Genomic DNA, 14,183 nt, shown 5'->3' with positions numbered 1-14,183 from the left:
TAAGAGACAAGGCGCGACTTGATCGTGCCTTGTTTTGTACCATCTAGACCTTTTTTAAAGTTCTTTAATGGATATTGATGACTTCAAAGAGTTTTACAGCTGTTGATTGGAGCGTAGGGCGTAGACTCCTCGAAAATGCTACGCATTTTCTTCATGGGATGTAAAGTTGTCGAAGCCCGGTGCGGAAATCAACAGGGGTGTTAAACAGATCATTTTTAAAAGTAAAGTTTTCCGCTTTTTCCATTCATCACTGTGTTAGTAAAATGAATTCATGGATACAATAGTACGGACCCAGCTTCTAAAATATCCATACATAACCAAAGTATTATTATTAGAAATGTTAGGCTAAAATGTGGTAAAATGCAGTACATAACTATTTTTTTAAAGTGATGAGTTTTTCTCATTTTTTAGGAAACCAGCCGATGGATGGGAAAAGAGAGAAATGATAAGGGGTGAAACAATTTGTTTAAATTTAATGACGAAAAAGGACAATTAAAGTGTTCTTTCTGTGGAAAGACACAAGATCAAGTTCGTAAACTTGTAGCAGGTCCAGGCGTATACATATGTGATGAATGTATTGAACTTTGTACGGAAATCGTAGAAGAAGAGTTGGGTACAGAGGAAGAAGTAGAATTCAAAGACGTTCCAAAACCAAAAGAAATTCGCGATATTTTAGACGAATATGTTATTGGTCAGGAGTCTGCGAAGAAATCTTTATCTGTAGCGGTATATAACCACTACAAGCGAATTAACTCCAACAGTAAGATTGATGATGTAGAACTTGCAAAGAGTAATATAGCTATGATCGGACCAACTGGTAGCGGTAAAACTCTCCTTGCTCAAACACTTGCAAGAATTCTGAATGTGCCGTTCGCCATTGCGGATGCTACTTCCTTAACAGAAGCTGGTTATGTTGGGGAAGATGTTGAAAACATTCTTTTAAAGCTGATCCAAGCTGCTGATTATGATGTGGAAAAAGCCGAAAAAGGAATCATCTACATCGATGAAATTGATAAAGTAGCTCGTAAATCTGAAAATCCGTCCATCACTCGTGATGTGTCTGGGGAAGGTGTACAGCAGGCGCTATTGAAGATTCTTGAAGGTACTGTTGCAAGCGTTCCTCCTCAAGGTGGTCGTAAGCACCCACATCAAGAATTTATTCAAATCGATACGACGAACATCCTATTTATTTGCGGTGGTGCATTTGATGGGATCGAACAAATCATCAAACGCCGTCTAGGTAAGAAAGTTATCGGCTTCGGCACTGCTGAAACAAAAGCGGATGACTTGGAGCAAAAAGAATTGCTTGGAAAAGTATTGCCGGAAGATTTACTTCGTTTCGGTTTGATTCCAGAATTCATCGGGCGTCTTCCTGTTACAGCAAGCTTAATGCCGCTTGATGAGGATGCTTTAATTGAAATCCTTACAAAGCCTAAAAATGCACTTGTGAAACAATATCAAAAGATGCTTGATCTTGATAATGTGGAACTTGAGTTTGAAGAAGGCGCATTATCCGAGATTGCGAAAAAAGCGATCGAAAGAAAAACTGGTGCACGTGGATTACGATCTATCATTGAGGGACTTATGCTTGATGTTATGTATGAGCTTCCTTCTCGTGAGGATATCAAGAAATGTGTGATAACTGCTGAAACAGTTGCGGATAATGTTGCACCGAAATTAATTTTAGACGATGGGTCTGAGTTGAAAGAAGACGAAAAGACTTCAGCATAATATGAACGACAAAGAGCACTTTCCTTTAAGGGAGAGTGCTCTTTTGAGTTTGGTTGTTCGTTTAAATATCAATCCTTTAATTGAAGATGGCATATTTGATGTAGGACAGCAATTTCCAGTAATGAAATGGGACACTCTTCCGGAGATTTAACGATATAGGTTGGTCTTGGAAATGATTTTACCCTAGTGATTTCAGTTAGTAAAATCCCTTCTTCTTTTATGTACGTAGTACCGTCCAGAATGTTTTTTTCAAGAATGAATTTTCGTTCGTTTCTTTTGTAAATAAACCGTCCGTGGGTTTTGATTTTAGTAACATCTTGAAAGAAATAGGTTTCTTCTCCTCCCGGGCTTGTAGTATAGTGAACATCCCATTTTGGTTTAAAGAGGTTCTCTTTAAATGTACGCTCCTCTACTTTGATCGCTTCTCCAATATGTGAAACTCCAATCAAATCTTTTTTTTCGAAAAAAGCTTGTACACCTTCTGAGAGGATCGGGATTGGCAACTTTGACATAATTTCTACCCACTTTTTTCTGTATGTACGGTTAAAAGATGCGACTTGGTGTCCAGTTGAGTCCAGGATTGGTATTGGTTTAGAAGAATGTGTTAGTAGTGGGAGGGTGAAAGTTGGCTCTGTCATAGGTTTTCGCCTCCTTTTATATTATTACGAAGAGATACCAGAACAAGTTTCATATTTCTTATTTTCAGAAAACGTGTTATACCCTCCAATCTTTTCGTGTGGAGCCTATTTTAACCAAATATTTTTTATTGGATTATTCCCCCTTCCCGCGGAGATACTACCATATAATCACATCAAGAATGCAGGAGGGTTTCTATGTCTTTTACAGGTATAGCACTGTTCATACAGCTTTTCTTCGGGGTCATCATCGGGCTTTATTTCTGGAACTTGCTCAAGAACCAACGGACGCAAAAAGTGACGATTGATAAAGAATCAAAAAAGGAAATGGAACAACTGAGAAAAATGAGAAGTATTTCATTGTCTGAACCACTTGCGGAAAAAGTTAGGCCCACAAGCTTCAAAGAGATTGTCGGGCAAGAGGATGGTATTAAGGCATTAAAAGCTGCCATTTGTGGACCAAACCCCCAGCATGTCATCATCTATGGGCCGCCGGGAGTTGGGAAAACCGCAGCAGCAAGGCTCGTTCTTGAAGAAGCAAAAAAGAATCCAAAATCTCCATTCAGGGGCTCTGCTGTTTTTATTGAATTGGATGCTACCACTGCACGATTTGATGAGAGAGGCATCGCGGATCCATTAATTGGTTCGGTACATGATCCAATCTATCAAGGTGCAGGAGCGATGGGGCAGGCGGGGATTCCCCAACCTAAGCAGGGAGCTGTAACACATGCGCATGGAGGGATGCTCTTCATTGATGAAATCGGGGAACTTCACTCCATCCAAATGAACAAATTACTTAAAGTGTTGGAAGACCGGAAAGTGTACTTAGATAGCGCGTACTACAGCGAAGAAAATAACCAAATCCCTACACATATCCATGATATTTTCCAGAATGGCCTTCCTGCTGATTTCCGCCTTGTCGGAGCGACAACAAGAACACCAAATGAAATCCCACCGGCAATCAGATCAAGGTGCATGGAGGTTTTCTTCCGGGAGCTTGATCAGGAAGAGCTGGAATCAGTCGCAAGGAATGCAGCTTCGAAGATCAATATGATGGTCGAAGAAGAAGGAATAAGCCTGCTTGCGTCCTATACCAGGAACGGGCGAGAAGTGGTAAATATGATGCAAATTGCATGTGGACTGGCCATCACCGAAGACCGGGATACAGTTAAGGTGGCAGACATCGAATGGGTGATCCACTCTAGTCAATTGGCGCCAAAATATGAGAACAAAATCAAAGAGGCCGCGCAACCAGGACTTGTTAATGGTCTTGCTGTATTTGGACCAAACTCCGGAGCTCTGCTTGAAATAGAGGTGACAGCGATTCCGACAGAAGAGAAAAAAGGAACGGTGAACATCACGGGAATCGTGGAAGAGGAAAGCATGGGCAATCAAGGAGGAAAGTCTATCCGCAGAAAGAGTATGGCTAAAGGGTCTGTGGAAAACGTTATCACTGTTTTAAGAAAACTCGGAGTGCCTGCAGCTGATTACGATATACATGTCAATTTTCCTGGTGGGATCCCAATTGATGGGCCTTCAGCTGGAATAGCGATGGCAACGGGCATCTACTCTGCCATTTTCAAAATACCAGTATGTAATCTAGTGGCCATGACAGGGGAAATCAGTATACATGGAACTGTTAAGCCAATCGGTGGTGTGATTCCGAAAATTAAGGCTGCCAAACAGGCCGGAGCGGAAAGGGTCATCATTCCGGCAGATAATATGCAGTCGATTATTAAGGAAATCGACGGGATTGAGGTCATTCCGGTAAAAGAGTTCCAAGAGGTATTGGATTTGGCATTAGTGAGAGAAAAAATCTCTGAAACGAGCTTTGATACAATCCTTCAGGCTCCGATCAGTATTCCTAAAACAGAATCCATGTAAAGGATAGGCAGGCCTTGTATGGTCTGCCTGTTTACATATTGTGAAAGCTTACTCATTGCACTTGCCACGTGAAAAAGGTAAAATTTTTACTACCGGTTTCTTTATTAATAGCTCTTTTCTCAAGGCTCTTTTCTCAAAGATTGTTGCTATTCACTAGTAAAAAGTCGGCAATTGGACTTTTTACAGCTGGGTAGTCTCAATATGCATGAAATATAATTAGTGTTCCAGCGAAAAGAGCACGACAGTAAGTAATATTACGAATGGTTTAAAAATACGTATTAGCAACAAAGTTTACGAAAACAGCATTTCTCTAAGATTGTTGCTATTCACGAGTAAAAAGTCGGCAATTGGACTTTTTACTGCATACCAACTCTAGATATGCACATAAAATATTTTGTCGTGCAGGGAAAAGAGCACGACCAAAAAGTAGATAACGGTTGGTTCAAAAGTGCGTAAAAGAAACAAAGTTTACGAAAAGAGCCTTATTAATCGAGGCAAATTTGTAAAAGATAATAGAACAAAACTCTTTTACAATCCAAACTGTCTCTTTGATTAGACAGGGCTATTTAATTAGGATAGAATTGAACAAAGATACACAAAGGAAGAGCGTACGGGGGTGTTACCATGGCAACAAATAAGGAATATCATGTTCCATTATTGCCGTTAAGAGGACTAATGGTCTTTCCGACAATGGTTTTACATTTAGATGTCGGAAGGGAAAAGTCGATAGAAGCGTTAGAACAAGCGATGCTTGGAGACGATATTGTCGTTCTTTCTACCCAAAAGGAAGTGGGAACGGACAATCCAACAAAGGATGACCTATATGAATGGGGTACTTTGACAAAGGTAAAACAAATGTTAAAGCTTCCAAATGGAACGGTCCGTGTTTTGGTGGAAGGGCTAGAGCGTGCGAAAATAGAAGAGTTCATCGAAAAGGATACGCACTGGGAAGCCAAACTTCTGACGTATCCGGATACCGAAGTGAAAGATCCGGAAGACGAAGCGTTGATGAGAACATTGCTGGACTATTTTCATACATATACAAAGCTGTCCAAAAAGACGACGATTGAGACGTATCATACGGTATCTGATATAACAGAGCCTGGCCGTATGGCGGATATCATCACCTCTCATTTGCCTGTCAACATGAAGGAAAAGCAGGACATCTTGGAAACAAGGGATGTCAAAGAGCGTCTGAACAAGGTTATCAAGCATGTAAATAATGAAAAAGAAGTGCTTCAGCTGGAAAAGAAAATTGGGTTGCGTGTGAAGCGTTCCATGGAACGCACACAAAAGGAATACTACCTTCGCGAGCAGATGAAAGCGATTCAGAAGGAGCTTGGGGATAAAGAAGGAAAAGGTGGAGAAATCCAAGACCTCAAGGAGAAATTGGAAAGTATCGGAATGCCGGAAAATGTGAAGAAAATTGCATTGAAAGAAATCGACCGCTATGAGAAAATTCCATCCAGTTCCGCAGAAAGCTCTGTTATCCGCAACTATATTGACTGGCTATTGAACCTTCCGTGGACGGAAGCGACAGAAGACCAGCTTAATATCATCCGCGCAGAAGAGATTCTGAATGAAGACCACTTCGGATTGGAAAAGGTCAAAGAACGTGTACTTGAATATCTGGCAGTACAGCAGCTGACGAAATCCCTCAAAGGACCGATCCTCTGTCTGGCAGGACCTCCAGGAGTGGGGAAAACCTCCCTTGCACGTTCCATCGCAAAGTCCCTGGACCGAAAATTTGTCCGTGTATCCTTAGGCGGGGTGAGGGACGAATCAGAAATCCGCGGTCACCGCAGAACCTATGTAGGGGCGATGCCTGGTCGTATCATCCAAGGGATGAAAAAAGCGGGAACCATCAATCCGGTCTTTCTTTTAGATGAAATAGATAAGATGTCTAATGATTTCAGGGGAGATCCTTCTTCTGCACTTTTGGAAGTACTGGACCCTGAACAGAACTTCAATTTCAGTGATCACTATATTGAAGAGCCATATGACCTATCAAATGTTATGTTCATCGCAACGGCGAACAACTTAGCCACAATCCCTGGACCGTTACGTGATCGCATGGAAATCATCACGATTGCCGGTTACACAGAGATTGAGAAATTGAATATTGGAAAAGACCACTTGCTTCCGCGCCAAGCGAAGGAGCACGGTCTTCAGAAGAACTTGCTGCAAATCAGGGACGAAGCGTTAATGTCCATCATCCGCTACCATACTCGTGAAGCAGGTGTACGTAGTTTGGAAAGGCAGCTTGCCTCCATTTGCAGAAAAGCTGCAAAGATCATCGTTTCCGGTGAGAAAAAGCGTGTGGTTATTACCGACAAGAATCTGGCGGAATTCCTTGGCAAGCCTAAGTTTCGATACGGACAGGCCGAGGTGGAAGACCAAGTTGGGGTGGCAACAGGCCTTGCATATACAACGGTGGGAGGAGATACACTGTCCATTGAAGTATCCTTATCCCCTGGTAAAGGGAAACTGATGTTGACCGGTAAGCTTGGAGACGTCATGAAAGAGTCTGCCCATGCGGCATTCAGCTTCATCCGTTCACGGGCGAACGAGTTGAATATTGATCCTGATTTTAACGAGAAGAATGATATCCATATACATGTCCCAGAAGGTGCCGTTCCAAAAGACGGACCATCAGCAGGTATTACGATGGCAACCGCACTCATTTCAGCGCTTACCGGTAGACCGGTAAGACGAGATGTTGGCATGACAGGGGAAATCACCTTAAGAGGACGTGTATTGCCGATTGGCGGATTGAAGGAGAAATCCTTAAGCGCTCACCGTGCAGGCCTGAAAAAGGTTATACTACCTAAAGAGAACGAAAAAGATTTGGATGATATTCCAGAAAGTGTGCGAGAAGATTTAACGTTTGTTTTAGTATCACATTTAGATCAAGTGTTAGAACACGCATTAGCAGGAGAGAAAAAATGAAAGTAACACAAGCAGAAATAGTAATCAGTGCCGTTAAACCAGAACAATATCCAAGTGAACTATTACCGGAATTCGCCTTGGCGGGCCGCTCAAACGTAGGGAAATCATCTTTCATCAACAAGATGATCAACCGTAAGAACCTTGCTAGAACATCCTCGAAGCCAGGAAAAACACAAACATTGAACTTTTATCTGATCAATGAAATGTTGCATTTCGTCGATGTACCTGGATATGGTTTTGCCAAGGTTCCAAAATCCGAGCGCGATGCTTGGGGCAGAATGATGGAAACGTATTTGACAAGCAGAGAACAGCTCCGTGCAGTCCTGCAAATTGTCGACCTCCGCCATCCGCCATCCAAGGATGACGTCACCATGTACGAATACCTGAAGCATTACGAGCTTCCAGTCGTCGTCATCGCCACCAAAGCGGACAAGATTCCAAAAGGAAAGTGGCAAAAGCACTTGAAGGTAATAAGAGAAACACTCGGAATGGAAAAAGAAGACGAATTGATTCTCTTTTCCTCTGAAACAGGACAAGGGAAAGATGAAGTCTGGGGAATGCTGCAAAAAAGAATGAAGTAAAACCGAAACTGCGAATCAGAGAAAGAAATACTCTGACCGCAGTTTTTTGGTTTAAAGTCAGGAGCCAAATAGATGGAAAAGTTATTTTATCAAGACCCATACATACAATCATTTACCACAACCCTAACTGCACAAGCACAAAGCGAATCCGGAAAATGGTACGCTATCTTAGAACAAACCGCATTTTATCCAGAAGGCGGTGGGCAACCATACGACACGGGAAAACTGAATGATCATAAGGTCATCGAGGTGCAAGAAGTCAATGGAGAAATCAGACATTACCTAGATCGGCGGCTTTCAGAGACAACAAAGAAAATACAAGGGAACATCGATTGGGAAAGACGGTATGATCATATGCAGCAACACGCAGGACAGCACCTTTTATCTGCTGCATTTGAAGAACTATTTTCATACAAAACCAAAAGTTTTCACCTGGGAAAAACAGTGTCCACCATCGATCTTGACACTACTGTGTTAACGGAACAGGAAGTACTTGAGGCTGAGGCACTCGTTAATAAAATAATCCTTGAAAACCGCAAGATAGAGGCCAAGTGGATTACAAAGGAAGAACTCTCCGCCTATCCACTAAGAAAAGAGGTGTCAGTATCGGATAATATCCGCCTCGTCATCATCCCGGAATTCGACTATAACGGGTGTGGGGGAACACACCCACATTCAACTGGTGGAGTAGCATCTCTTAAAATTCTTGACCTGGAAAAACAAAAGAACATGATTAGAGTCTCCTTTGTTGCTGGCCATCGTGTGTTAACAAACCTTCATGAAAAACAACAGGTCGTTTCGGAATTATCCGCTTTACTAAATGCACCACAGAATGGAATGGCAGAAGCGGTTTCAAGATTGTTGGGGCAAAGTAAAGAACAGTCTAAAGAGTTAAAAGAACTAAAAGAAAAGCTTCTAGATTACGAGGCAGCTACACTTTCTTCTCAAGCGGAAGTAGTTTCAGGTCGGATAATAATAAAGTCTGTGCTACAAAATAAGGAAATGACAGAACTCCAGAGTATGGCGCGAAAATTAGTTTCTTCTAGGGATGACATCAACGTGTTCCTTGTGGCTGAAAATGCAGGCAAGCTACAATTTGTTGGAGCTAGAGGAAGCAAAACTAATCTCGATATGAAGTTCATCGCCAAAGAAGTATTTGCTTTCATAAATGGAAAGGGAGGCGGTAGAGAAAACTTCGTCCAAGGTGGGGGAGAAACAACGCATACAGGGGCAGAAGTGATAGAAAGAATAATGCTTATCTTATCGAACGAGTAAAAATTAAAATAGATTTTATAGCTTACATGAGATAAAAGCTATGGAATCTATTTTTTTGTTTTTAAAAAGCAAGAAAAATTTCGAAAAATATGTTTATTAAAGTGAAGCATTAGGGAATAGGATGTACAAGGAGTATTTCCAAGCATACATACGATACATAGGTAGTCAGGTCTTCTGAAGTTAGAATTTACAGAATTATTAGCAAAAATGAAATTTAAGCTCATTTGTGGTAGTTTTCCGTAATTGTTAACATAAAAGGGAGACGAAAAAAAGGACACTAAGGGGGATTATGGAAATTGAAAAAAAGGGTATTGTTAGCCACGTTATTTTTGTTGTCTACGATTCTAGCAGCTTGCGGCGGAAAAGTAACAACAAGTGAAGGGTATGAACTAGTAGAGGAAGGGAAATTCAAGTTTGCTTCTTCAGGAGAATTTGCACCATTTAGTGTAACGGATGGAAATGGGGAAATGACCGGTTTTGATATTGAAGTCGGAGAAGCCATTGCTGCTGAGCTAGGTCTTGAACCAGATCAGGAGAAGTACACATTTGCGAGTATTGTTGAAGGAGTAAAAAGCGGACGTTTCGATGCCGCAGTTGCAAGTCACACCATTACAGAAGAAAGATTAAAGGAAGTGGATTTCTCCACACCTTATTACTATTCCGGTGCACAGATTTTTGTAAGACCTGACAGCGACATCCAAACTTTAGATGACCTAGAAGGGAAAGAAATTGCGGTTTCCAGAGGGTCTACATATGCAGACCTTGTCAGTGATATCTCTGACAACATTCAAAACTACGATAGCGATGTCGTAGCGTTGGAAGCATTGAATAATGGCCGTCATGATGCAGTGGTAACGGACTTTGTAACTGGCCGTGAAGCAATTGGCGCAGGCATGGAGTTAGAAGGACGTGAACTTCTGGATCGCAGTGAACAGGCAGTTGGAGTCGCAAAAGGTAACGAAGCACTCCTTGAAGCCATCAATGACGCATTGGAAACATTACGTGAGAACGGCAAGCTGAAAGAAATAAGTGAAAAGTACTTTGGAGAAGACATCACTTCAGACCCGGATGAGCAAGAATAACAAGCTGTTTAAAAGCGGCTGACCATAAATCCAGTTCGAAAATGTGTGGTGTTCATTCACCACACATTTTTTATCAAAAAGAATTTTCTTGATCACATAAAACCTTTATGCTGTTGATTGAAGTGTAGGGCGTAGACTCCTTTGGGAGGATAGCGATATTCTTGAGACCCGCAGTGCGCAGCCCGAGGAGGCAAAAGGTCGCCCTCTGGGTAAGCGAAGCCGGGTGCGCCAATCAACAGCGGTGTTCAACAGAGCCTAAAAATAAGGAGAGTGAAAGCGGTATGCCCAGTTTTTTGCACTTTTTTGAAGTATTCTTAAATACATACGACATGTTTTTCCGAGGGATGATCAGAACCCTCCAAATAACGGCAGTATCCATTGCCATCGCACTTCTAATCGGGTTATTTTTCGCTTTCTTGAAAATTTCCAAAATAAAAGTTCTCGAATGGATTGCAAATACTTACATCTTTCTAATTCGCGGTACACCACTTATCGTGCAAATCTTTGTATTCTACTTTGGATTAGTAACATTGGGAATCTCCCAATTCTGGTCCGTCACACTAGCACTGGCGTTCCATAACGGAGCCTATATCGCGGAGATCTTCAGAGGAAGCATACAGTCGATAGACAAAGGACAGATGGAAGCAGGAAGGTCATTAGGAATGACCGGAAACCTGACAATGAGAAGAATAATCTTGCCACAGGCGTTCAGAAGGGCATTACCCCCACTTGGTAACCAGTTCATCATCTGTTTGAAGGATTCATCCCTTGCTGCATTCATCGGCTACTACGAGTTGTTCAATGTCGCACAAACCCAGGGAGCCAACTCATACGATGTTATGACATATCTATTGGTCGTGTCTGTTTACTATCTAATCCTAGTCGGATTGATTGGAATCGTTGTAAATCTATTGGAACGCAAATTCTCAGCAAGTGAAAGATAGGAGGTAGAACATGAGTAATAAAATTGAAGTAAAGGACTTGAATAAATCTTTCGGCAGTCTGCATGTTTTGAAAGACATTTCCTTGACTGTGAAAAATAAAGAAGTGGTCTGCCTTATCGGTGCAAGTGGATCTGGTAAAAGTACCATTTTACGCTGCTTGAATTTCCTGGAAATGAAAGATAGCGGTTCTGTTGTCATTGATGGGAAAGAAGTGGATGTAAAGAAGGATAACCTGAATAAGGTCCGTCAAAAAGTGGGGATGGTGTTTCAACATTTCCACCTATTCCCCCACAAAACGGTAGTGGAAAATGTAATGGAGGCTCCGGTACAAGTGGAAGGTCTGAAAAAGGCAGAAGCGAAAAAAAGAGCATCGGATCTTTTAGCGAAGGTTGGGCTTTCAGATAAGGAAAATGTCTATCCTGAAAAGCTTTCCGGCGGACAAAAACAACGAGTCGCCATTGCAAGAGCCCTTGCCATGAGGCCGGAGGTGATGCTCTTTGATGAGCCAACATCCGCCCTTGATCCCGAACTAGTAGGGGAAGTACTTAAAACCATGAAAGAACTCGCCGAAGAAGGAATGACCATGGTGGTTGTTACCCATGAGATGGGATTCGCCCAAGAAGTTGCCGACCGGGTCATCTACATGCACGACGGCAAAATCGTCGAAGAAGGCCCCCCACAGGACCTCTTCAACAACCCAAAAAACCAACGAACAAGAGATTTCTTAGAGGCTGTACTGTAACCAGTAAACAAATAAGTAATGCAAATCTCCCCTGTTTTCTGGAGTGCAAGGTGTGAGACTCCTGAGGGAGATAGCGGTAGCTTGAGACCCCGGAACGAAGTGAGGAGGCTCAAGCACCGCCCCTAGGAAAGCGAACACCTGGAACGCAAGAAAACAGGGAGTTAAATGGTAAATCATAGGTTTACAAACAAAAAGACCTACAACAACGGAATAGCACCCATTGTTAGTAGGTCTTCTCTTATTTCTTCTTAAAAACAAAGAACGCACCAATCAAAATCAACAAAACCGGCCAAAAAGTATGTAAACTTGCAACACCAGTTTCCACAACACCGAGCATCTCCATAAACGAGTCATAGAATAGAAAGAAACTTGCAAGAATGCATAGCAGCACTCCTTCAAACATACCACCTTTTGTCTTCTGGGAGCGGAGTATAAAGCCGACACCAATAATTAAAATGAAGACAGCGAAATGATCGGGCCAGGCATCCACTGTATCTTTTAGTTGAAAATGCAACCCAATCCCCACAAGTATGAAACCAGGCAGTATGTTGGGGTAATCATTCTGTTTATATGCTTGTAACAATAATGCAACTCCTGTAATAGCGAGGAGAGTAGACCATGAATACATTCCTTCCCATAATACAATGTTTAATTGTTGTAACAGGAAATATAGACCAAAAAACAATAAAAGTAAACCTGGTAGAAAGCTATTCTTCTTCATATTTTCCTCCCTGAGATCGAGGCTGAAACCTTGATTCTGCAATGAATTTCTGTTAATGTACAAGTTGGTGAATAAAAGAATTGTAATGTTTGTAATATATAACTAAGAAAGTGTAAGTATTTCGTTGTTTTTTTCTATGTAAGCGATGTACATTTCGTTTCAAATTGGAAACTATTTGTTCACATTTTAACAAATGTATCCGGTGTTAGTCATGTTATAATTTTAGTAGATGATATTATTTTTTCTGGGGGTGTACGAACAAGTGCATATCATAGTAGTCGGTGTTAATTATAAAACGGCCCCTGTTGAAATACGTGAAAAATTAACTTTTAATCCAGCTGATTTGAACAAGGCGATGGTCGCTCTTAAGGACCGTAAGTCCATATTGGAGAATGTCATCGTTTCTACCTGCAATCGTACGGAAGTCTATGCAGTAGTCGATCAGTTGCATACTGGACGTTATTATATTAAAGCTTTCCTTGCAGACTGGTTCGGTTTGGACAAGGAAGAGTTTTCTCCTTACTTGAACATCTATGAAAATGACGGAGCGATTGAGCATTTATATCGTGTTTCCTGTGGGTTGGATAGCATGGTGCTTGGAGAGACACAGATCTTGGGTCAAATCCGTACAAGCTTCCTATCCGCACAAGAACATCAAACGGTCGGAACCATTTTCAATCAATTATTCAAACAAGCTATCACGGTGGCAAAGCGTGCACATTCCGAAACCGAGATTGGATCAAATGCCGTTTCTGTTAGTTATGCAGCTGTGGAGCTGGCGAAAAAGATATTCGGGGATTTAACGAACAAACATGTTTTAATTTTAGGCGCAGGAAAAATGGGAGAACTCGCCGTCCAGAATCTTCACAGCAACGGGGTAAAAAAGGTTACGGTCATTAACCGTACCATGGAAAAAGCGACAAGTTTGGCGAATCGTTTTGCAGGTCAGGCAAAATCGATGCAGGAGCTATCCTGTGCGTTGGTAGAAGCGGATATTCTTATCTCTTCTACCGGAGCCAAAGATTATGTAGTGACTAAAGACGATATGACCTATGTGGAGCGTATGAGGAAAGGGCGTCCACTTTTCATGGTGGATATCGCGGTTCCAAGGGATTTGGATCCTGATTTGGATAAGCTGGAAAGTGTCTTCTTATACGATATTGATGATCTCGAAGGAATCGTCAATGCCAACTTGGCTGAACGCAAGAAAGCGGCAGAAGAGATTGAACTGTTCATTGAAGAGGAAATTGTAGAGTTCAAACATTGGCTAAACACTCTGGGTGTAGTGCCGGTCATTTCTGCTCTGCGTCAAAAAGCGCTGGATATCCAATCTGAAACAATGCAAAGTATCCAACGTAAGCTTCCTCACCTGTCGGAACGGGAAATAAAAGTTCTGAACAAGCATACGAAAAGCATCATCAACCAGATGCTCCGTGACCCGATTTTACGTGCGAAAGAACTGTCATCAGAATCTGACGCCAAGGAGTCTCTCGAACTGTTCACAAAAATCTTTAATATCGAAGAAGCGGTTCAGCAAGAAGTTCAATCCCAGTACTATACTGTGAAAAAGGAAAAGAGCTCCACAGCTCCTGTGGGCATCCCGCTTCCTCAAGCCGCGACATACAGGTCGTAAGAGAGG

Annotated in this window: 11 protein-coding genes; 9 read left to right on the top strand and 2 right to left on the bottom strand. The window is 41.9% G+C overall.

Going from position 1 to position 14,183, the window contains the following annotated elements:
- Positions 1-462: 462 nt before the first annotated feature.
- Positions 463-1,731: an ATP-dependent protease ATP-binding subunit ClpX gene (gene clpX / locus MKY77_RS17675; RefSeq protein ID WP_237663607.1), complete on the top strand. Its 1,269-nt coding sequence runs from the start codon at positions 463-465 to the stop codon at positions 1,729-1,731.
- 68 nt (positions 1,732-1,799) lie between these two features.
- Here the strand turns inward: clpX and MKY77_RS17670 are convergent, their stop codons facing one another.
- On the bottom strand, positions 1,800-2,369 hold the full coding sequence (locus MKY77_RS17670) for a hypothetical protein (RefSeq protein ID WP_339147089.1): 570 nt from the start codon (positions 2,367-2,369) through the stop codon (positions 1,800-1,802).
- 195 nt (positions 2,370-2,564) lie between these two features.
- Here MKY77_RS17670 and lonB point away from each other — a divergent pair, with 195 nt between their 5' ends.
- The 7 genes from lonB (at position 2,565) to MKY77_RS17635 (ending at position 11,823) form a co-directional block, all read left to right on the top strand.
- Positions 2,565-4,250 (top strand): ATP-dependent protease LonB, encoded by a 1,686-nt coding sequence (gene lonB, locus MKY77_RS17665; RefSeq protein WP_339147088.1) that lies wholly within the window; start codon positions 2,565-2,567, stop codon positions 4,248-4,250.
- A gap of 624 nt (positions 4,251-4,874) precedes the next feature.
- Positions 4,875-7,199 carry an endopeptidase La gene (lon, locus tag MKY77_RS17660; RefSeq protein WP_339147087.1) on the top strand — a complete coding sequence of 775 codons (2,325 nt, stop codon included), beginning with the start codon at positions 4,875-4,877 and terminating at the stop codon, positions 7,197-7,199.
- Positions 7,196-7,780 carry a ribosome biogenesis GTP-binding protein YihA/YsxC gene (gene yihA, locus MKY77_RS17655; protein ID WP_237663614.1) on the top strand — a complete coding sequence of 195 codons (585 nt, stop codon included), beginning with the start codon at positions 7,196-7,198 and terminating at the stop codon, positions 7,778-7,780. The genes lon and yihA overlap by 4 nt, the downstream gene beginning before the upstream one ends.
- A 72-nt stretch (positions 7,781-7,852) precedes the next feature.
- On the top strand, positions 7,853-9,055 hold the full coding sequence (locus MKY77_RS17650; RefSeq protein WP_339147086.1) for a DHHA1 domain-containing protein: 1,203 nt from the start codon (positions 7,853-7,855) through the stop codon (positions 9,053-9,055).
- A 296-nt stretch (positions 9,056-9,351) separates the two neighbouring features.
- The gene (locus MKY77_RS17645; RefSeq protein ID WP_339147085.1) at positions 9,352-10,137 is read left to right on the top strand and encodes a transporter substrate-binding domain-containing protein; all 786 of its coding nucleotides are present in this window, start codon (positions 9,352-9,354) and stop codon (positions 10,135-10,137) included.
- Between the two features lie 281 nt (positions 10,138-10,418).
- A complete protein-coding gene (locus tag MKY77_RS17640; protein ID WP_339147084.1) occupies positions 10,419-11,081 on the top strand; it encodes an amino acid ABC transporter permease in 663 nt (220 codons plus the stop codon).
- A gap of 10 nt (positions 11,082-11,091) precedes the next feature.
- Complete coding sequence (locus MKY77_RS17635) at positions 11,092-11,823, top strand: amino acid ABC transporter ATP-binding protein (protein WP_339147083.1); 732 nt, start codon at positions 11,092-11,094, stop codon at positions 11,821-11,823.
- A 238-nt stretch (positions 11,824-12,061) separates the two neighbouring features.
- Here MKY77_RS17635 and MKY77_RS17630 read toward each other — a convergent pair whose 3' ends face one another.
- Complete coding sequence (locus MKY77_RS17630; RefSeq protein ID WP_339147082.1) at positions 12,062-12,544, bottom strand: DUF5668 domain-containing protein; 483 nt, start codon at positions 12,542-12,544, stop codon at positions 12,062-12,064.
- A gap of 262 nt (positions 12,545-12,806) precedes the next feature.
- On the opposite strand from MKY77_RS17630, the gene hemA reads away from it, so the two are divergent.
- Positions 12,807-14,177, top strand: a complete 1,371-nt coding sequence (gene hemA, locus MKY77_RS17625) for a glutamyl-tRNA reductase (protein ID WP_339147081.1) — start codon at positions 12,807-12,809, stop codon at positions 14,175-14,177.
- Positions 14,178-14,183 lie beyond the last annotated feature (6 nt).

Origin of the sequence: Sutcliffiella sp. FSL R7-0096 (genome assembly GCF_038595065.1) — a bacterium.
GTDB lineage: Bacteria > Bacillota > Bacilli > Bacillales > Bacillaceae_I > Sutcliffiella_A.
This window is presented reverse-complemented; position numbering and strand designations above follow the sequence as displayed.

Excerpts from the sequence above, each read along its gene's own strand:
- MKY77_RS17630 (WP_339147082.1), bottom strand. The coding sequence starts at position 12,544 with ATGAAGAAGAATAGCTTTCTACCAGGTTTACTTTTATTGTTTTTTGGT.
- MKY77_RS17650 (WP_339147086.1), top strand. The coding sequence starts at position 7,853 with ATGGAAAAGTTATTTTATCAAGACCCATACATACAATCATTTACCACA.
- lon (WP_339147087.1), top strand. The coding sequence starts at position 4,875 with ATGGCAACAAATAAGGAATATCATGTTCCATTATTGCCGTTAAGAGGA.
- yihA (WP_237663614.1), top strand. The coding sequence starts at position 7,196 with ATGAAAGTAACACAAGCAGAAATAGTAATCAGTGCCGTTAAACCAGAA.
- lonB (WP_339147088.1), top strand. The coding sequence starts at position 2,565 with ATGTCTTTTACAGGTATAGCACTGTTCATACAGCTTTTCTTCGGGGTC.
- MKY77_RS17635 (WP_339147083.1), top strand. The coding sequence starts at position 11,092 with ATGAGTAATAAAATTGAAGTAAAGGACTTGAATAAATCTTTCGGCAGT.
- MKY77_RS17640 (WP_339147084.1), top strand. The coding sequence starts at position 10,419 with ATGCCCAGTTTTTTGCACTTTTTTGAAGTATTCTTAAATACATACGAC.
- MKY77_RS17670 (WP_339147089.1), bottom strand. The coding sequence starts at position 2,369 with ATGACAGAGCCAACTTTCACCCTCCCACTACTAACACATTCTTCTAAA.